The sequence below is a fragment of the Actibacterium sp. D185-2 genome, assembly GCF_054954595.1.
The window spans coordinates 1-18718 of record NZ_JBPWNX010000027.1; the positions used below are offsets into that span (position 1 = coordinate 1).

Sequence of the window (18718 nt, forward strand, 5' to 3'; positions counted from 1 at the left end):
TCCGGGAATGGTTTGCCGCCCGCAATCAGTTCGCTATCATGTTCGATGAGCGCTTCAACGCGTGACCGTATCTGAAACCCGCATGGGCCAAACCAGATACACAGAGTTCATGACACTCCCGCGGATCAGATGATCGAACACGCCGAAATACTGCTTCGCCGCCTCGCCCTCGGAGCCGCGCAGTTCGTCGATGGTTCGGTCGGAAAGCTGCACCCGGCGCAGTATCATCGCCATGCGCTCGCTTGCCCCCTCCAGCGCGTTGCGGGCCTCGGACGCCATGTCCGACCCGTAGTCACGCAGCGTCCGGCGCAGGACGGCCCGCTGATTGGCGATCTTGCCCATGACGATCGAGCGGGCGATCTCCTCACCCGTTTCGGCGGCGCGATACTGAGCGCGTCGCAGCAGTACATTGCCCGATACTGGCCCCTCGATCCGGGCCTGAAACCGGCCCACGCGATCAAGCAGCACCAGCGTGATGCCCGCGGCGGCACATGCGCCGATTAGTGTGGGCGTCACCACCACGGGCCCGAACGCCACGACGGAAGCCAGCATATGTAGCGGAACGCGGGCCTTTTCAGCCCCCTCGACCTCGGCCACGAGGTTTTCACCATCTTTCTTCAACGCCGCGCCTTCGGTCGTAGCATAAATTGTGTTGAGTAACTTCTTCATGGCGCCTCCTCGGCAAGAGCCTTGGCAAGCATCCTGTCGCGCCAGGCCCGGACCGGGCGTGACACGGCATCGGGATGGCACAGGTCGCGCAGTGAGCAGGCCCGGCAGCGGTTGCGATGCGGTGTGGGCGGCGGCGTGCGACGCGTTGCGAAGACCTCGCGCAAGTCCACCACGGTTGTCTCGGTCAGCACACGCAGGTCGGCGTCGAAAGGCACGCGCACACGGCGTTTTGTCTGCGCATAGAACAGCGCCCCTTCGGGAACGGGCTGGTCGGTCATCTCTTCAAGGCAGAGGCCCTGCGCGCAAAGCTGCACCTCGTCGGCACGGTGCAGCTTGGGCTTGCCGCGTTTGTATTCGACCGGATAGGGCACTTCGCGCCCTTCGGTGCCGGGTGTGAATTCCACCAGATCGGCCAAGCCCGAGAGGTTCAGCCGTCGGGATGACAGAGGCAGCGACAGCACCCGCCGCTGCCCACGCGCGCGGCGGCTTCCGCCTTTGTCGGCCACGGCATGAAGAACATCGCCCTCTGCGGTATATTGGTTCTCGGCCCAGAGCCGTTCAAGGTGGATCAGTGCGGCCTGCCGCAGGCAATAGACCGCGTGCTGGAGCGCCGAGAGCGGGATCGACTCCTCATCGTGCTCCGGCAACGGCATCAGATCATCTCGAGGATCTCGACGCCGACCGGGAGATCCGTGCTGTCGATCTCCACCACATAGTCCGAGAACTTTCGCGCGGGCGGCAGGTTGCTCAGGCCAGGATCGTCGATCGCGCGGAAAGCTCCATCCACGCGGCGGCCAATTTTCACTTTGTCAAAGAGCACATGCGCCGGTGCATTGCCGAGCGCATTTTCGTGGCGGAAAACGATAAGCCCCCGCATCGCCATTTCGCCGCGTGCGGCGGAACGGTCATGTTCGAACATGGCGCCAAGCGCTTCGAAGAGCAACTCCAGATCCGCGTCGGAAAACCCGGTCCGCTCGGCGAATTTGGCCGAGATGAAACCATGCGCGACGTAAAGCCCGTAGGGGACGATATGCTTGCGGCCCATCGTGCGATTGTCGGTGCGGACATCTCCGTCATCGCCTTCGGCACGTTGCTTTTTCTCGGCCTCATTCGTAGCGGCCATCCGGGTGATGGTGATTTCCGCCGGCATGATCGGTTCGACCGATGAGGCGAAGGTCATTTGCACCGGCCCCTTCACCTGACCGCAGTTGACACCCGTGGACATAACCGCGCCAAAGGTGCGCACGTCAAAGAAATTGGCGCACATGAAATCGCGCAGCTTGACCGCCTCGGCATCGTCCTTGGGGTTCAGCTTGGTGTCTTTGTCCACCTTGGGGTCATCGGGCCGAAGCGCGCGATAGGCGCCCCGGTGCTTTTCGTTCAGAATGGCACCTTCCTCGACATAGATATGAAACCCCTCTTCGCCATGGCGGGCGAGATCGACGTAATTGCGGATCTTGCGCTTGAGGCTGACATCTGTGACCAGCCCGTGGTTTGTCTCGGGGTCGAGGCGAGGCAGGTTGCCCGCATCGGGGTCGCCGTTGGGGTTGCCATTGATCACTTCGAAGATCAGCATGAATTCGTGGCGTTGGGAAAGGGCGGTCATGGGTCAGCCTCTGTCAGGGTAAGTTCGGAATGTTTGCGGAAAAAGGCGCTGCGTTGATGGTAATACCCAAGGCCGAACAGCGCCTGATCGGCCATCGGCAACGAGGCGGGAAAGGGATCGTCCCCCGGCGCCATCAGATCGGTGATCGTGCCCAGCAGCTTTTCAAGGTTCACGCCCCGGCCCGGACTGAGCTTGCGCAGCTTTTGCAGGTGATTGGCGGAACCGCGATCGAGCAGGGTGAACACCTTCTGCGGAGTGGCGGAGGCCGAGCCATAGAATTTGTCGCGGATTGTCGCATTCACATTGCCACCCAGCGCCGCGCGCTGGGTTTCCTCATAGACCGCGAAAAGGCGGCCCAGCAGGTAGCCTTTGTTAGGGTTTTCCGGGTCAAGCGCCACGGGAGCCTCCTTTTTTTTCTTGAAGTTTCGGACGAGCAGTGCACGCAATATTCCGGCCCGAAGGCCATCCACACGCCCGTCCGCACGAATGCGCAGGAGCGCTGCGGAAAGAAGTGTCAGCGGATAAGGCGCGCCAGTCAGAATGGCGCGCATCCAGGCGCCCGCCAGATTGGGGGGCACGTTCTCGCGCTTGCCCTGTACGGCCAACTCGGACAGATACCGCCACAGCGGGGGAAAGCCGTCGCGTGGCGGCGGATCAAGCTGCATATCGTTGAGAAACCGCTGATAATTCCGTGTGAGCGTTCCAAAATCATCCTCCCAGTGAAAGCGCACCGAAAGCCGCGCCGCATTGGGCGCAAGGCCCAACACATGAAAGCGCACGCCGCTGGCCAGATCAGGGGCCACTTGCGCAAGATGCTGGCCCTGCCGAATGCGCTCCAGCTGCAGCTCAATGGCCCTGGTCTGCGCGCTATCCTCGGCGGTGGTATCCATCTCTCCTCCCAACAGGGCGGCAAAGATGGATTCTGCCGCCAGCGCATGCACCGCGTCCGACGCATCCGCCCAGAACACGGTCGAGGCATCGCCGATCTGAATGCGATGGCCGCTGCCCTTTTCAAGAAACCGGTTCAGCACGGTGCTATAGGCAAAGGCGGCCGCTTCGGACACCGGGGCATTGTCGCCCTGTTCGTGGCCGTAGGAGGTGAAGGCTTCGAGGTTGAAGCTGACAAGGCTCGCCCCCGAGGATTGCGCCCTCCAGACCCCTTTTATGGACGGGTGCAGCCGCGCCACCGGCGCCAGATCGCCGCTGACCAGGCATATCTGCGGGTCTGAGGCCGCCGCGGCCCCGATCCGCGCCCAGATCGCACGGGCGGCGGGGCGATCATGGAGGAAACGGTCCTGCAACTCATCGGCCAGTGCGAAAACGATATTCTGATCGCGCATCTCGTCGGGCCAGAGCGGTGGTGCGAAAGCCTCGGGCGACCAGTCATCGAGAAAGCGTAAAAACGCCTGCAGCCCGGCATCCCCGGTGGTGTGCAGCCAATCGGCATGTGTCTGGCGAAAAGCCGCGTGCTCATCGGCAGTGCGCTTGCCTTCGCCCGCCGTGACGCCAAGCATATAGGCCGACTTATCCCAAAGGAAGTTCGGTGCGATCCCCGCGGTGCGCTTCACCGCCTGTGGCACCAACAGCATCTTCGCGCTGCGCTTTTTGTCGGTGTCGCGTAGATCAATCACTCCGGCCATGCTGCCATCCGGGTTCAGTGAGATGCAAAACCCGATCTTTTCGGCGGAATAACCAAAGGGCGGCGGGTCGGGCAGCCGTTCATAGGCATGGGCCAGCGAGGTGAGCAGACTCATCGCAGGACCTCGGGCGCGCCAGGCGGGGGAACGTCGAGGATGCCATCGACCAACTGCGCGCGAAAGAACATCGAGGGTCGTCCCGGCGCGCCATGGTCGATATCCCACAGCATGAAGCCAAGGTCGCGCGGCGTGCCGAAGCCAAGCTCGAGCGTCTCTGCCTCGTGTGTGCGTGCGGGCAGCGGCGCTCCGGGTGTGATCAGCGCGAAGGAGGCCGCGAATTCGCGGGTGCCCAGACAGGGTTGATGGAAACATTGCCCGCGGGTGGCGCGCCGGTTGAAGATGTCGAGGTGTTTACCCTCGCTGTCCTCGGGGCCTGCCTCTGGCGTCCGTTCGAAATGCGCTTCGATCACATAGGCGGGGTTTACAAGCACGGTCGAGGCGCGTTGCTGGCGATCTTCATCGACCAGCAGTTGCAGCCCCGCCAGATCGCCCCGTTTCATCGCCTGCTTTATCTTTCCAGCGGGTGCCTTGTGGCCCACCTCATTGCGCCGGATCGATTGGAAGCGGATCGGTTCCAGCACATGGATGCGGTCGATCACCCAGCGGATTGCTGGCTTCCAGTGGATGGCCTCAAGAATCCCGCGCGCCGCAGAAGGGGTTATCACATCGTAGCTGACCCGCTCGACTTTCATCTCGGGCCGGGTGAAGAGGGCGTTGCGACCCCAGATGTGCAGACGAATACCGTAGGCCATGGGAATCCTCGTTCTGATGGTCAGGGTATCGCGTCCGCTTCATTTGGCAAAGGAAATCCAAAGGCAGGTATGCGTCAGATGATCCGCATCTCATCCGCCAGATATTCCGCATCCTCCCACCACAACCCGCTGTCGGTGTGGTAGAGCGAGGTCGTATCCAGCACGCAGAACTGATCGCCGCGCAGATCGGGGCGGGCGAAGGACGCATGGCCGCAGGCGCGCAGCCGGTCACGGGCCTTCACGGGTATCTGCACCGTGTGGCGTTGCAGCGCGCGGGCAAGGCGCCCCGAAGAAATCGCCTCAATCCCCAGTTTTTCCACCGCCCGGATCGCCTCTGGCGCGCGCGGCACGATCACCGGAACCATCGGGCTTTCGATCATGCGAAACAGCGCGGCCACCTCGCGAAAGGCGAAATCGGTGCCACTGAGGGACAGGGTGAATTTTCCCAGAATGTTTTTTTGGTCAAGCCGCTCGGGGCCCATGCGCCAATAGACTCTATCGAACCAGTCGCGGATCGCGTCGGGGGCAAGCAGGTCGTCATGTTGCGCGGCCACGCCAATCATGTCTTTTGCGAGCGCCTGCACCGCGGCCGGGGCGGGGTTGTCGGGGGCGGCAAAGATGATGACGCGGCTGTCCTCGGGCGGGCGCCGCCCTTCGCGGTTGCAACGCCCGGCGGCCTGCACGATGCTGTCAAGCCCCGCCTCGGCCCGCCAGACACGCGGAAAATCAAGGTCCACACCGGCCTCGACAAGGCTTGTGGCGATCACCCGGCAGGGCTGTTCACCTTTCAGACGCGTGCGAATATCGGCCAGAACTTCCTGTCGGTGCGCCGCGTATTGCCGTGTCGTCAGGTGTATCATGCCGTCAAGCTCCGCCGCCTGGGCCGCACGGTAAAGCGCCAGCGCATGGGCGCGGGAATTGACAATCACCAACCCCTGTTCGACCTCTCCCAAAGCTGCCACAAGCGCGGTGTCGTCCATCTCGCCCACCCGCTCGATCCGGGTGCGCCGGAGATGCCGTGCCAGCCCCTGCGGGTCCGGCGCCAATTCCCGCCCGGCAAGCGGCAGGCCGCCTTGCTGCAAGTGGCGGCTGTCAAATGCGGGCTGGGTCGCCGTGCAAAACACAATCGTGCAGCCGTAATGGGTGGCCAGCGCGTCGAGCATCCGTAGGCAGGGCAGAAGCAGATCTCGCGGCACGCTTTGCGCTTCGTCCAGAATGATCACGCTGCCCGCGATATTGTGCAGCTTGCGCGCGCGCGATGTCCGCGCGGCGAAGAGGCTTTCAAAAAACTGCACATTGGTCGTCACGACGATGGGCGCCGCCCAGTCCTCCATCGCCAGGCGCAGCTTGTCGCGACCTGTCCGGTCCAGACCGTCGGAGCGCCCGTTATCTTCGTCGATGACCGAGTGATGCTCAAGCACCGCATCCTCGCCGAACATGCCCCGGAAAATGCCCGCCGTCTGGTCGATGACCGAGGTGAAGGGGATGGCGTAGATGATCCTCTGGTGTCCGTGCGCCCGCGCGTGGCCCAGTGCAAAACCCATTGAGGCAAGGGTCTTGCCGCCGCCCGTCGGCACGGTGAGCGTGAAAAGTCCGGGCCGGAGGGAGGCCTGACCCAGTACATGGGCAAGGATATCGGCGCGCAGCCGGTTGAGTTCGGTCGCTGCGCAGAAGCCCGCGATCTTTGCCTCGAAGGCTGCGGAAAGGCGGGGAAGAATGTCCTGCAACGCTGGCCAGTTACGGTCGGCCTCGCGGCCTTCCAGTCTGTCATAGAAGGCTTCGGTGTCGCGGAAATCCGCATCGACGAGGCAGGAAAAGACCATGCGCACGGCAAGCGACAGGTCAAATGCCGCCTCGGGCCCGCGGCGTGTTTTTTCTATGATTTCGGGCATAAGCGGCGCAAGATCAACCTGAACCTCAGAGCGCCATAGGGGGTCGAGCCGGTTCTGAAACCCGGCGATCCGGCGCGTCATGCAAGCCTCGGTCGTATTCGCCTTGTCGGGCAAGCCCGCGTGGTGGCCGAGGATCGCATATCCGAGGATTTCGGCCGCGGGACGCTCCGCCCCCTGCGACATTCCACCCAAGATTGCGGCCCCGGCCGTGGAATGATCAAGCCTGATGTTCTCGCCGCACAGTCGCCGGTCAAAAGCGGGATCGTATTTGCCCAGATCATGTAGCGCGCCGGCAAGCTGGGCAGTGGCTTCAAGACCAAATGGTCGCGCGTATCTGGCGGCCAAATTGGCTGTCGCAAGCAGATGATCGACAAGTAGCTGCCAATCACTCCGATCGTCGAGAGTGCCGGAATGCGCGTAATACATGCGATACCCTGTCAAAAAAAGCGACCATCCCGTGCTTTCCGGCGGCTGATTGGTCCATTCCCCGCAACCGTATCAAACGCGTTGCGCTTTTGATAGAAGCTCTGCTTGGTCAGGCGAACAGATCAGGCTACATCCTGAAGTCGGACCTCACCGTTGTGCAGGAAACAGGCTTTGGAGAAGATTCCCAATTGGATGGGATTGGGCAGGCGAATGTCCCGGATACCCGGCATGGGTTCGCTTTCCGGTTCAAACGAACGGTCGATCTGCGAGATGAACCCCAAAATGACTCCGGTCTTGCGGGCAAAGTCCCGAAGGGCGAGCATCTGGTCCGAAAGCGCAGGCTTGCTTCTCTGCTGATCAAGGATTTGCAGATAGTCGATGATGGCGACTGTTCCACGGGACGAACCGGAAAGATGCTGGATAATGGAATCGGCGCTTATGTCGTCCGACGTCACGATTTCCAGCTTGTCGCCAAGGCCGTGAGCGTCTCCATCCAGTGAATGGATGCGCTCCTTAGTCTCGCGCTCGGTGTATTCCAGAGTGAAGAAGACCGCTCTCCTGCCCTCGCGGGCCGCATCGAGCAGAAGCTGAAGCCCCAGCAAAGTCTTGCCGTGTCCGGGTCGAGCGCCCAGCAACAGCAGATCCCCGCCCGCAAGCCGGGATAGCACCGCTTTCGACGGCGAGTTCTTTGCGAACTCGGCGGAAAGCAGGCTCCATCCCGCAAAGCCTTCCTCACGCGCGAGGCGATCCAGTGCTTCGTGCAGGGCAATTTTTTCGTCCCGAGCCAGCAGCTTGGCTCGACGTTTCAGTTGGTAGATCGGGGCGGATAGCTTCATCAAAGAACCTCCATTTCGAGCCAGAAACGCAACCCCTCCTTATGCGAACGCTCGAACAGATGGTTCGATGATCTCGTTACCCCGTATGTGCGATACTTCCCCGGTTGGAGGGGGGAGGCGCGGGCCAAGCCTACGCTATGGAGTTTATGGTGAGTGGGCAGCCCTGACAAGCGCAATGACGACAAAACGGCTCTACTCGGCCTTTGCCGCATCGAACAAATCCAGATCTGAGTGCTCATGCCCAGCGTCGTGAAACCGCGCCGCATGTCAGTCACACCGACAGCGAGCCAAACACGCGTGTTCGCTGGAACAGGGATCATGCAGAAAGGCCTCGGATGAGCCGAGCCAATGCTTCGGGATCGTAGCTACCGACAATCCTCAGCTGATGACCGCCCGCGATGTCGATCTCAATCGCGCTGTGGCCGGATGCGGCATTGGCTGCAAGCGGGGGGCCGGTTCTTCGCTCAAAGGCCGGTCAACGATCTCAACTGGAAGGAAGCACGGCTCAGGGGCAGTCTGTTCTTCGACAGCCTTCAGATCAGGCGCAAATTTTGGATCACGCAACCACTTGTGGATCAGATTGGTGTTCATGGCGTACCGCCGCGCGACCTGCGCTACCGATACCCCCGGCGCGCAGGTTTGCAAGCAGATCGAAACCTTCTCCTCATCCGACCAGAACCGCTTCTTCTGACCCTTCTTACCCGCCATATCTGCCCTCAAGATGTCCACTATCAATGGTGGACACTATCAACACACTCTATGGCCCGTCAGAGCAGCGACGCCGGACGCTTACGGTAGACGCTGGACCATTTGCCGAACTCTTCGGGCAGGTCCCGCCATGGGGCACCCGTGCGAGCAATCCAGAAAATCCCATCAAGAACAAGGCAGTGGTTGGTCGGTTTGCGCCCATTCGGGGCGCGGACAGCCGAGATGAACTGTTCAAAAACCACCCACTCTTCGTCTGACATCAGGTCTCGTGCCAAGCTGGTCTCCATTGCAGATACCAGCTTGAATCACGCCTGAACCGCCGTGTGAATCCCTTTTGTCAACACGACCTAGCAGAGACTGGTTCGAATTCGTCTGACAGCACCAGGCTGCACGTTCGCCCGGTGGGATCGACCGGAACTCGCGCTCATCGGCATAGGCCGCGTTGAAGGCAACCTGTTCTCAATCCGGCACGAGAGCTTTGTCCGCAAAGCAAGCCATGCCGACTAGCGCAATCCCGGCTTCGGCGATAACAGTGCACTCGCTTGTTGCGGCGAGTTCCATGTCGAACACTGTTTCGCGGATCGAGGCGCCGCCGCCAAAGAACACCCGCGCGACCGGGAAGGTCCCTAACCAGGCCAGACGCATCTCCAACGCCCGTTTCGACATGGCGGGACCACGATAGACCAGCATGTAGTCGATGCCGCTTTCGGTCAGAAGCACTTGCCAGGTTTCATCGACCGGGCCGCCGAGCAGGCGGAACAGGGTCTCGGCGCGCTGCTCCATCAGGCGGTAATAGCCCATCTTGTAGGGGACGGTCAGTTCGGGGGTGACCCAGATGGACCGGGTGGCAAACGCGGGAATGCTTGCTCCCGATTCCGGCAGGCCGGCAGTCAACGTGTCTTTGGGCGTGCTGCGCAGGAATGCGGAAATCGCAGGGGTTTCGTCGAGGATCAGTTGCCGTTCCGATGGCCGATCGACGGTGCCAGTCAGCAGGATCAATGCGGGCGGCACCGCCGGTAACCAACGCCCCAGATAGCGAGTGGCAAGCGTCGCCAGCACGGCCACGATTGCGCCCGCACCCATATTCCAGACGATGTCGAGGGATACGATCCGGTAACGCGATGGCAGATGCGCCTTGAACGCCACAGTCCAGGCCAACAAGGCCAGCACGATCCCGACCGCGACCAGCGCGACCAATGCCTGACGGCCGCGACTTGCCGTTGCATCACTTTGAGGTGCCAACCGCCTTAGCGCCAGCCATCCTACGACCAGTCCGGCGACCGTCAGCGCGAGCGTGATGGCCCCCGCATCCTTTATGCAAAAGGGCAGCAACCCACCGCGCCGGTTGCACAGTATGACAGCCAGATCATCCCCCGAAAAGAACATGGTCCGCCCACCGGGACCGAAGATCGGCATTTCCCGCGCTTCGGTCAGCGTTACGGTGGCCCCGGCATCGCCTGCCTGCCAAAGAAACAGGCCGAGCCCGGCAAATGACGCGGCAGCGGCGACGAACAGACGCAGCACCTCAGCCCGGTCCGCGCGCCGCGCCGCGCCCCATCGCCAGAGCGAGGCGACAAGCATCGTTACCCCCACCACCGCCGCCGAGGCCGGATAGAGATTGGCCCCGACGCCCATCACGACGATCAGCGGCAGCGTCCGCCCCCGCAGGAACAGCGCCAAGGCACCCAGGACAATCGCCTCGCGGAAGCTGCGCGGCAGGCCTAAAGGTACGTCCCTGAACACGGCAAGCATCATGTAGGTGACGACAATTACGCGTGTGACGGCATCGGGCACCACAAGGGCCACGAAGCGGTTCGCGGCCCACAGGAATGTGCCGACGGCCAGCGGGGTCAGCACGAAGAGATGCCAAAGTTCCATATCTATGCCCAGCGGCACGGCGGGCCATGCCAGCAGGCGATAGGTCTGCGGGGTCAGATTGTGGAAGTAGTCGGCGATCGGATCGTTTGGAAACAGGCCCGGATCGGCCAACCGCCGCAGCCAGACGACGAAATGGCGGCCATCGTCTTGGACAAGCGAAAACGGCGAGGCCAGCGCGTCGGCCAAAGCCGGCAGCACGGGCGCGCAGGCAAAGACCAGAAAGATCGCGATCATCCAGATCAGTTCGATGCACGGCGTGATCGTGCGATGTGGATCGGCCCTCATGTCGGTGATTTTCGGCTCAGGGCCGCCGCCACGCGAAAGAAACGGGGTAGAAGAGGGACACCAAGGATGCCGGGCACGAGGTAGCGCAGCCAGAACAGGATGCCGAGCGCAGCCGCCTCTTCGGTGCCGATCAGCGGCCCAAGAAGGACCACCAGAGCCACGTCGCGTGTGCCGACACCCGCAAAGGTTAATGGCACGAGGCCAGCCAGAATGGCGACCGGCACGCGGGCGGCGACGGCGGCCCAGAACGGGGTGTCCCCCGTGACACCCAGGGCCGCGACCATCATCAGCACCTGTATTAGATGGCCGAACCAGATCGCCATGCTCCAGCCGAGGATGCCGAGCGTCGCGGCGGGGCGACGGCGCAGAAAGCCCAGCCCGCCCGACCAGGCCGCGCCAAGGCTGCGTAGAGGGCGGACCCTTTGCAACAGCGAGGCGACCGGCCGGTCCCAAAACAGCAGAAGAAGCCCCGCGCCGCCCGCTGCACCGGTCCAGAGCGCGTTCTGTATTCCCCCCCCGGCGATTGCGAAGGCAATCGTGGCAAGAACGAAAAGCAGTGTCAGTTCCGACAGTTTTTCCCAAATCCCCAGGACAATCGCGCCGGGCAGGCGTTCCGCATCGTTTTCGGCCATAAGCCCAGCTTTCAAAACGTCGCCCATCTTGCCCGGCAGGAACATGTTCAGCGCGTTTGCGGCAAAGGTTGCCTCTGTCGCCTCGCGCAGGGAAAGGGTGAAGCCGCCAGCCCAACCCAACGCCCAGAGCCGCCCGACCGAGGCGAGGATTAGCGCTAGCAGAAGGACCAAAGACGCGACGAGCAGGATCGGGTCGGTGCGGCCAAGCGCAGTCCATATCCGGTCGAAATCCAACTGAAACCACAGCAATGCCAGGACCGTCAGGCTGATCGCTAGGGAAAGCAGTTTTTTCATTCGCGCGGTCCGATTTGGCGGGTCATGTCCAGACGCAATCCGTCGCCGGGTCGCAGCGCTTCTGTTACATCCTCCCAGGGTTGCAGTTGCGGGGCGTGCCAGACCCGACTCATCACCGTGTATATCGAACTCTGCCCCGCGCCGAATCCGGCCTCGCAGATGTCGCCGGGCCCTTCGATCCGGTCGCGCAATTCGAGCCCGGTTTCGGTCAGCTGGAAATCGCGCCTAAACCGCAGCGCGGACCGGGGCGCGCCGGTGATCAACAACCGCTGCAAAATTCGGCGCACGAGATCTGGGTTCAGGCGGCCCGGACCCAGCATCAGAAGTCGAAGGACGATAAGTTTGCCGGGCGTCATCCGGCTGGCTTTGGCCCGGCCCATCCGGCCCGCAACGCCAAGCGCGTCGTCACCAACCTCGACCCGGTTTTCGTCGGACCAGAGATGAGCGACGAGGTTGTGCCACTTTTTCCCGTTGCGAAGGATCAATGAGGGGCCGGTATCGGCATGGATCAGTCTGTCATGATGGAAAAGCCGGAAATTACCCCCCTTTCTTGTCGCAACAAGCAACGTGAACGCTCCTGCCTGACGGATCACCAACCCCGCTACGGGCCAATGGCCCGGCTGCGTGGCCGACGGGGCGGGGCGCGCAGCGCGCCACGCCAGTGCCGCCTTGAGATAGCTCCACGTATGATGGCCGATGATCGCATCGTCGTCATATTCAGGGGGATCGACCAGTGCGGCGACGGCCCGGTCATTGATCTGCAAGGCCGCGGGCAACCAAGACCCACATATTTCGAACCCGTGAGGGAAATAATTGTTGGTGTTGCGGCTGGTCCATTCGCCGCCGAGCCAGCCGTCGGGCGGTTGCAGCGCATGAAGAAACCGGACCGCCTTCTCCAGGGGGGCGCGCAGTCCCGGCGCGTCACCTGCGGCTTCGATTTCGGCAATGTTGGCGATGGTCAGAGTCAGATAGCCGGGATCGGCACCCTGATATTCATAGAACCAGCCCTCGTCGGGGTTCTGCCAAGACAAAAGCCGGCCGATGCGGGACCGTGCCGCGTCCGCGAAAGCTGCGGTGCCGGACAATCTTGCCAGCCGGAACAGGCCGTTGGCGATCAGGGCCTCATGATTGGACAAGCGCCCGCTTTCTTTGTGTCGGGCAAGCCAGCGTCCGCGCCGCCGCAGGAAGGGAAGGAAGGGCGCGGGATCAAGATCGGCAAGTTCGACTGCCTCGATCATGGCATAGAGGGTGAACGCTGCGGCGCCGGCGGCCTTCTCGAACGGAAAGTAGTCGTCGCAGGACCCGTCCGCATGGGCCGATGCGGCGGCAAAGGCGATCCCGGCCCGGATCCATTCGCGGATCGCGGGATTGGCATGAAACCGGTTGCCGTCAAACGGATGCGCGTAGGCAAGCGCCAGCGGCAGAACGAATTCCTGTGCCATGCCCGAGGGAAAATCGGTCACCTTGAGATGCCAGTGTTTGCGATCGAAGCAGCCATAGGTCGGGCTGTGCGGGTTACGGTCCTGAAGGGTCAGAATCTTGGGCAGACTTTTGGCGGCAAGTTCGAACAGGCGGGCGCGCGGGTTGGTCAATGTGAAGCGCCCCGCGCGAGGTTCGCACCCGGTTGGGTGGCGGCGTGCTCGACCTCGGTCCCGTCCTTGCGGAGCAGCCGGAAGGCCGTGCGTCCGCGCAGCGCTCCCTGGTCTGCTTGCTGTCGTCGCGTCGCCAGCCGCAAATCCTCGAGCAGACGGCGGTTGACCGACAACAGATCACCGATCACCCCAAGGGCCATCAGGAGGAAGGCCAGCATCGCCAGCGTCGCGGCGAAAATCAGGCTGGGCGCGTGGCTGCGGCTTGGATCGACCCACACAACCAGCGCGCCGTAGCGGACGGCCAAAGCCAGCGCCAGCACCAGCGGCGTGACCGAAGCGATGAAGTAGCTGCGCAGCGGCGCATAGATCGTGAAAATGCGGACCATGTCGCGGGCCGAGCGGACCACATAGCGCCACATGCTCGAAATCAGCCGTGATGGCCGCGTGGGCCCGTTGACGCGGATGGGGACCGACACGACACGAAGCCCGCTCCGCCCCGCCTGGATCAGCGTTTCGAGTGTGTAGGTGTAGTTTGTGAAAACATTGGCGTGAATCGCCGTCTCGCGCGACATGGCACGAAATCCCGAGGGGGCGTCAGCGACGCTGGTTCCGCTGAGCCGACGCGCCATGCTGCTGCCCAAGTTTTGCAGTCGTTTCTTCATCGGTGAAAAATGCGCGGTATCAGAGATCGGGCGGGCCCCCACGACCATATCGGCCTGGCCCTCTTCGATCGGGTGGATCAGGTTGGGGATGCATTCAGCGTTGTATTGGTTGTCGGCATCGGTGTTGACAATGATGTCCGCGCCCAGATTGATCGCTGCCGTCAAACCGGTTTGCCAGGCTCGGGCAAGACCCGCGTTCTGTGGATGCTGAGCGACCCAGTCCGCGCCAGATGCCAAGGCAACTTCAACCGTGCGGTCGGTCGAACCGTCGTCAATTACGAGGATCGATGCATCAAGACCGGCGGTCGCCGTGCGAATGTCCTCGATGACGGTCGCGAGTGTACCTTCCTCATTAAAAGCTGGAATCTGAACGAATAATTTCATCTCATATGCTGTCATTAGAAAACTCCGCAACCACGAGAAAAGTGATAGCCTAGGTAATCGCATGCGACCACGCAAAACCTTGTATCGTGCCCGGAAGCTGTGTCGGTCAGCAGAAATAACTCATCAGCAAGACTTCGGCTCCGCAAGTTTTGGCTAATATTTATGCAAATCAGGAGCAGAGTCGCAGGTGCGTTAACAGCCTTTCCGAGTAGGAACTATATGTCACTCATCCTAATCGGGAAGAAGCCCTCTTGGAGTAGTCCCCTGAAAGTGGTCCACTCTACGCTGCGGGGCTGTCGGTGCGAGATGTCCAGGCCCATCTTGAGGAACTCCACGGCCTGCGGATTTCGCCGGACCTCATCAACCGGGTCACCGACGCGGGGCTCGACAAGGTCCGCGACTGGCAGCACCGGGCGCTGGACCGGATGTATCCGATCGTGGTCTTCGACGCGCTTCGGGTGAAGATCCGCGATGCCGATAGCCGCATGGTAAAGAACAAGGCCGTCTACATCGCCCTAGGCGTCACCCGGGACGGGGAGCGCGAGGTCCTGGGGCTCTGGATCGCCGACAACGAGGGGGCCAAATTCTGGCTCTCGGTGATGAACGAACTGCGCAACCGGGGCGTCCAAGACATCCTGATCGCGGTGGTCGATGGGCTGAAGGGCTTGGGGTCGCCGTTCTGATCGATCAGCAGACGGCGCAAACCGAACCCGGCTGGGCCGCCCTGGCGAAAACCCTTCTCGATCAGGCGACATTGTCCGGCGAAAACCTTGCTGGATAGCTCCCGGCTGTATTCGCCAGCCATGGCGCGCTTGAAGCCCTTGAACATCGTGGCCATAGGGCTGCCGTCGTTTTCGAATTGTTCGGCGCAATAGTGCACGTCGATCCCGGCGCGCCGGCAGATGTATTCGTAATAGGCGCTCTCGTCTGCGTCCTGGAAACGGCCCCAACGGCTGATGTCGTAGACAAGGATGACGTCGAAATCTGCGCTTCCAGACGTGACGGTCTCGATCAGCTGCTTCAGTGCGTCCCGGCTTTCGATCCGCAGCCCGCTCTTTCCTTCATCGGCGTAGGTGCGGACGATCTCCATGCCGCGCCGTGCCGCATAGGTCTGAATTGCCGCCGCCTGATTTTCCGTCGAGTAGCGCTGATGATCGGTAGACATGCGCACATACTCTGCCGCCCGAACAAGGGGCGGGCCATCGCGTGCTCTGTCTGTGACCTCGGAATCCGCCACCGGGTTCGGCCTCCATCTGCGACGGGAACAATGCATCCATCGCCGGTGCCGCAGAGGCCCGGGTAGCGTCGTTCGTCATGCTGTGAGTCCACGCCACGATACCAGATTTCGTCTCGCGCGACGTCGCTCAAACGACACCGAAGGTCTGCATCGGCAGGATCGCGCCACCGAGATCCAGTTCGTAAGCGTCCATTTCTGACACGTTGCGGCGTCAGTGCGCGCTGGGCTGCCAGTTCCAGGGCAGGAGTTCGTCGACGCGGTTGATTGGATGGCCATTTGTCATGCGCTGCAGGACATCGGTGATCCAGGCCTGAGGTTTGACGTTGTTGAGCTTGGCGGTTGTTATCAGTGTGCTCATGGTCGCCCATCGTTCCGCACCGCCGTCGGAGCCGGCGAAGAGATGGTTCTTGCGCCCGAGGGTCACCGGGCGGATGGCGCGTTCGACGGTATTTGTGTCGAGGTCGATCCGGCCAGCATCCAGGAACCGGCAGAGCGCCAGCCAGCGGGCGAGCGCATAACGGATCGCCTGGGTCAGGCCACTGCGTTGTGGCAGACGCGGAAGCTGCCGCTCGAGCCAGGGTTTCAGGTCATTGGTGATCGGCCGTGCGCGCTGTCGCCTTGCTGCCCGCCGTTCGGCAGGGGGCCTGCCGCGGATCTCCGCTTCAACCGCATAGAGGGCTGCGATCCGGCGCAGGACCTCGTGTGCGATCGGTGATCCGGCCGCCTGATGCACCTCATAGAACTTCCGCCGTGTATGGGCCCAGCAGGCCGCCAGGACGATGTCGCCACGCGCCGCCAGCCGCTCGAACCCGGCATAGCCATCTACCTGCAGGATTCCCTGGAACCGAGCCAGATGCGCGGCTGGCCGTTCGGCCCTCCGGTCCTGGCTAAAATGATAGACGGCCGCCGGTGGATCATTTCCGCCCCATGGCCGACCATCCCGGGCATAGACCCAGAGGCGACCCGTTCGGGTCCGGCCGCGACCGGGGTCGAGCACCGGCAACACCGTGTCGTCGGCAAAGACCCTGTCCGCTGACATGACATGATCGGTGATCCGGTCCCGGATCGGGGCCAGCCACCAGGCTGACCCGGCAACCCAGTTCGCCAGCGTCGAACGGTTCAGCGTGACACCCTGGCGGGCAAAGATCTGGCTTTGCCGATAAAGCGGCAGATGATCGCAATACTTGTTGATGAGTACATGCGACAGAAGGGCCGGACTCGCCAGCCCCTTCGCGATCGGCCGCTCGGGCGCCGGCGCCTCGTGGATCGTCCCGCAGGTCCGGCAGCCGTATTTCGGGCGACGGATGCGCACGACCCGCAGCTGCGCCGGCACATGATCGAGGATTTCGCTGACGGTCTCGCCGATCAGGTGCAGCGAGCCCCCGCAGCAGGGGCAGAGATCTGCATCCACATCGACGACACGATCCTCGCGCGGAAGATGGTCCGGAAGGCAGAGGCGCTCACCGGCACGATCCGCCGGCGCGCGACGACGGCCTTTGTTGCGCTCGGCAGCCTCTTCGATTTCCGCCAGATCGGCGGCAACGTCCTCGAGACCGAGCTGCAACTGGTCGGGGTCAAGCTGCTCCGAGCGCCGTCCGAACTGCATCCGCTGCAGGGTTTTCAGGATCCGCTTCAGCCGATCGATCTCGGCCTCCGCCTCGATCCGCACGCTGTCACGCTCGCGGACCAGATCGCCGATCATCCGATGCAGGGTCTCCACGTCTTCCGGCAGGGCGGTGAGGTCGATGAACATACCCTATGATACCATGCAGCAAGGCGCTTCTGCCTTGCAAACAACGGTCCTGAGTCAATCCGCCGCAGGCCGCTTACCCCGCTGCCGAGGGTCGCCACCGCCGCTCCGGCGCACGCCAGTCGATGCCCTCCAGCAGCATCGACAGCTGTGCCGAACTGAGCGTCACCGTCTCGCCGGCAACCTCGGCCGAGGGCCAGGGAAAGCCCGTGCCATCGAGCCGTTTGCTGAACAGGCAGAGACCGGTTCCATCCCACCACAGGATCTTGAGAAGGTTCGCCTTGCGTCCGCGGAAGGCGAAGAAATGACCCGAGAACGGATCCGTTTGCAGCACCGACTGCACCAGCATCGCCAGACCGTCCATTCCCTTGCGCATGTCGGTGTAGCCAAGCGCCAGATGTACCTTCATCCCCGATGTGCCGATATCATCGTTCCGCCCCCTCCAGCAGCACGACCAGCCTCCGGATCACCTCCGGATCGGTTTCCCGGTCGAACCGTACCCGCCGGCCTCCCTTCAAACTGACCTCGATGCCCGGAGCAGCCCGCTCAACCACGATGGGCGGCGCAAGCGGTGATGAGGCCATTGCCGCCGGCGCCGCTGCACCCTCGAGCTTCACTTCCGCGAAGACCGGTTCAGATCGGGGATCCGGCATCAGGTCCTTCTTCCACTGGAACAGCAGCCGGGCACCGATCCCGTACTTTTTCGCGACACCCGATACGCTGGCCCCCGGGCTGCTGGCCTCTTCGACGATCCGACGTTTATCCGCCACGCCGAAGTTCCGGCGCCGACCGTTCTCGCCAGGTCGCCCCGACGGAATATAGGGAGTTTCCGCAGCGCTACGCATATGCGTAAGCATATGCTCAGACCCCTCGCCGCGCCGGTAGAGCAACTTGCCCGTCAGCTGAGGATCCTCGTGCCGGAACTTCGCCCGCCAGTTCCCGAACCGCTTCAGCGGTAACCCGTGTGCCTCGCAATATTCCCGCTGGTTCAACGTGCTGTCCCGCCATCCCTGGATATGCGCTCGCCAGAACGCCTCCAGTTCATTGCGTTTCGCCTCACTCAGCCGCGCCATCGACACCTCCTTCGTCCCAGACTTCGCCGTGACATAAAGATCGGGGGGCCTACTGAACCCACAAGTGTGCCAGAAATGGACGCTTACCCTATAACTGAACTGTTGCGAGCGAAGTCATTATTTGGTTTACGACGCAAGTTACCTCGCTTTCTCGATTATTGTTGCAGACATTTCAATCCTTCGAAGCTGTTGGCGAAGTGGGGCACAATCTGGATAGGCATTCCTAGGTCGTGTTGACAAAAGGGATTCACACGGCGGTTCAGGCGTGATTCAAGCTGGTATCTGCGATGGAGACCAGCTTGGCACGAGACCTTATGTCGGACGAGGAATGGGGGTTCTTTGAAC

General features: G+C 62.3%; 15 protein-coding genes and 4 pseudogenes. 1 reads left to right on the forward strand and 18 read right to left on the reverse strand.

The features are described 5' to 3' along the window. Positions 1-54 precede the first annotated feature (54 nt). The 14 genes and pseudogenes from cas1 to ACSR1C_RS19535 form a co-directional block, all read right to left on the reverse strand. The gene (cas1, locus tag ACSR1C_RS19470; protein ID WP_460260744.1) at positions 55-669 is read right to left on the reverse strand and encodes a CRISPR-associated endonuclease Cas1; all 615 of its coding nucleotides are present in this window, start codon (positions 667-669) and stop codon (positions 55-57) included. Further along, positions 666-1322, reverse strand: coding sequence for a CRISPR-associated protein Cas4 (cas4, locus tag ACSR1C_RS19475; protein WP_460260743.1), 657 nt, complete (start codon positions 1320-1322; stop codon positions 666-668). The genes cas1 and cas4 overlap by 4 nt, the downstream gene beginning before the upstream one ends. After that, the gene (cas7c, locus tag ACSR1C_RS19480; RefSeq protein ID WP_460260742.1) at positions 1322-2275 is read right to left on the reverse strand and encodes a type I-C CRISPR-associated protein Cas7/Csd2; all 954 of its coding nucleotides are present in this window, start codon (positions 2273-2275) and stop codon (positions 1322-1324) included. The genes cas4 and cas7c overlap by 1 nt, the downstream gene beginning before the upstream one ends. Continuing rightward, complete coding sequence (gene cas8c, locus ACSR1C_RS19485) at positions 2272-4029, reverse strand: type I-C CRISPR-associated protein Cas8c/Csd1 (protein ID WP_460260741.1); 1758 nt, start codon at positions 4027-4029, stop codon at positions 2272-2274. Before cas8c ends, cas7c begins: the two co-directional genes overlap by 4 nt. Beyond that, a complete protein-coding gene (gene cas5c / locus ACSR1C_RS19490; RefSeq protein WP_460260740.1) occupies positions 4026-4724 on the reverse strand; it encodes a type I-C CRISPR-associated protein Cas5c in 699 nt (232 codons plus the stop codon). The genes cas8c and cas5c overlap by 4 nt, the downstream gene beginning before the upstream one ends. 74 nt (positions 4725-4798) lie before the next feature. Then, the gene (locus ACSR1C_RS19495) at positions 4799-7042 is read right to left on the reverse strand and encodes a CRISPR-associated endonuclease Cas3'' (RefSeq protein WP_460260739.1); all 2244 of its coding nucleotides are present in this window, start codon (positions 7040-7042) and stop codon (positions 4799-4801) included. 122 nt (positions 7043-7164) lie between these two features. Next, complete coding sequence (locus ACSR1C_RS19500) at positions 7165-7878, reverse strand: DNA helicase (protein WP_460260738.1); 714 nt, start codon at positions 7876-7878, stop codon at positions 7165-7167. A 227-nt stretch (positions 7879-8105) separates the two neighbouring features. After that, a pseudogene (locus ACSR1C_RS19505) lies at positions 8106-8198 on the reverse strand (IS66 family insertion sequence element accessory protein TnpB); the annotation flags it as partial. 58 nt (positions 8199-8256) lie between these two features. Then, on the reverse strand, positions 8257-8586 hold the full coding sequence (tnpA, locus tag ACSR1C_RS19510; RefSeq protein WP_460260737.1) for an IS66-like element accessory protein TnpA: 330 nt from the start codon (positions 8584-8586) through the stop codon (positions 8257-8259). 80 nt (positions 8587-8666) lie between these two features. Further along, positions 8667-8873 (reverse strand): annotated as a pseudogene (locus ACSR1C_RS19515) (transposase); the annotation flags it as partial. Between the two features lie 172 nt (positions 8874-9045). Further along, positions 9046-10749: a hypothetical protein gene (locus tag ACSR1C_RS19520; protein ID WP_460260736.1), complete on the reverse strand. Its 1704-nt coding sequence runs from the start codon at positions 10747-10749 to the stop codon at positions 9046-9048. Then, on the reverse strand, positions 10746-11675 hold the full coding sequence (locus ACSR1C_RS19525) for a lysylphosphatidylglycerol synthase transmembrane domain-containing protein (RefSeq protein WP_460260735.1): 930 nt from the start codon (positions 11673-11675) through the stop codon (positions 10746-10748). Before ACSR1C_RS19525 ends, ACSR1C_RS19520 begins: the two co-directional genes overlap by 4 nt. After that, positions 11672-13267 carry a hypothetical protein gene (locus ACSR1C_RS19530; RefSeq protein ID WP_460260734.1) on the reverse strand — a complete coding sequence of 532 codons (1596 nt, stop codon included), beginning with the start codon at positions 13265-13267 and terminating at the stop codon, positions 11672-11674. Before ACSR1C_RS19530 ends, ACSR1C_RS19525 begins: the two co-directional genes overlap by 4 nt. Further along, entirely contained in the window at positions 13264-14313 is a 1050-nt protein-coding gene (locus tag ACSR1C_RS19535; RefSeq protein WP_460260733.1) for a glycosyltransferase family 2 protein, read from the reverse strand. The genes ACSR1C_RS19530 and ACSR1C_RS19535 overlap by 4 nt, the downstream gene beginning before the upstream one ends. A gap of 278 nt (positions 14314-14591) precedes the next feature. Here ACSR1C_RS19535 and ACSR1C_RS19540 point away from each other — a divergent pair. Further along, positions 14592-14978, forward strand: a pseudogene (locus ACSR1C_RS19540) (IS256 family transposase); the annotation flags it as partial. Here the strand turns inward: ACSR1C_RS19540 and ACSR1C_RS19545 are convergent. The 4 genes and pseudogenes from ACSR1C_RS19545 to tnpA (ACSR1C_RS19560) form a co-directional block, all read right to left on the reverse strand. Next, a pseudogene (locus ACSR1C_RS19545) lies at positions 14978-15586 on the reverse strand (recombinase family protein); the annotation flags it as partial. The pseudogenes ACSR1C_RS19540 and ACSR1C_RS19545 overlap by 1 nt on opposite strands. A 175-nt stretch (positions 15587-15761) precedes the next feature. Further along, the gene (tnpC, locus tag ACSR1C_RS19550) at positions 15762-17303 is read right to left on the reverse strand and encodes an IS66 family transposase (RefSeq protein ID WP_460260732.1); all 1542 of its coding nucleotides are present in this window, start codon (positions 17301-17303) and stop codon (positions 15762-15764) included. Between the two features lie 73 nt (positions 17304-17376). After that, positions 17377-17709, reverse strand: a complete 333-nt coding sequence (tnpB, locus tag ACSR1C_RS19555; RefSeq protein WP_460260731.1) for an IS66 family insertion sequence element accessory protein TnpB — start codon at positions 17707-17709, stop codon at positions 17377-17379. A gap of 16 nt (positions 17710-17725) precedes the next feature. Next, a complete protein-coding gene (gene tnpA / locus ACSR1C_RS19560) occupies positions 17726-18373 on the reverse strand; it encodes an IS66-like element accessory protein TnpA (RefSeq protein WP_460260730.1) in 648 nt (215 codons plus the stop codon). Between the last annotated feature and the right edge of the window lie 345 nt (positions 18374-18718).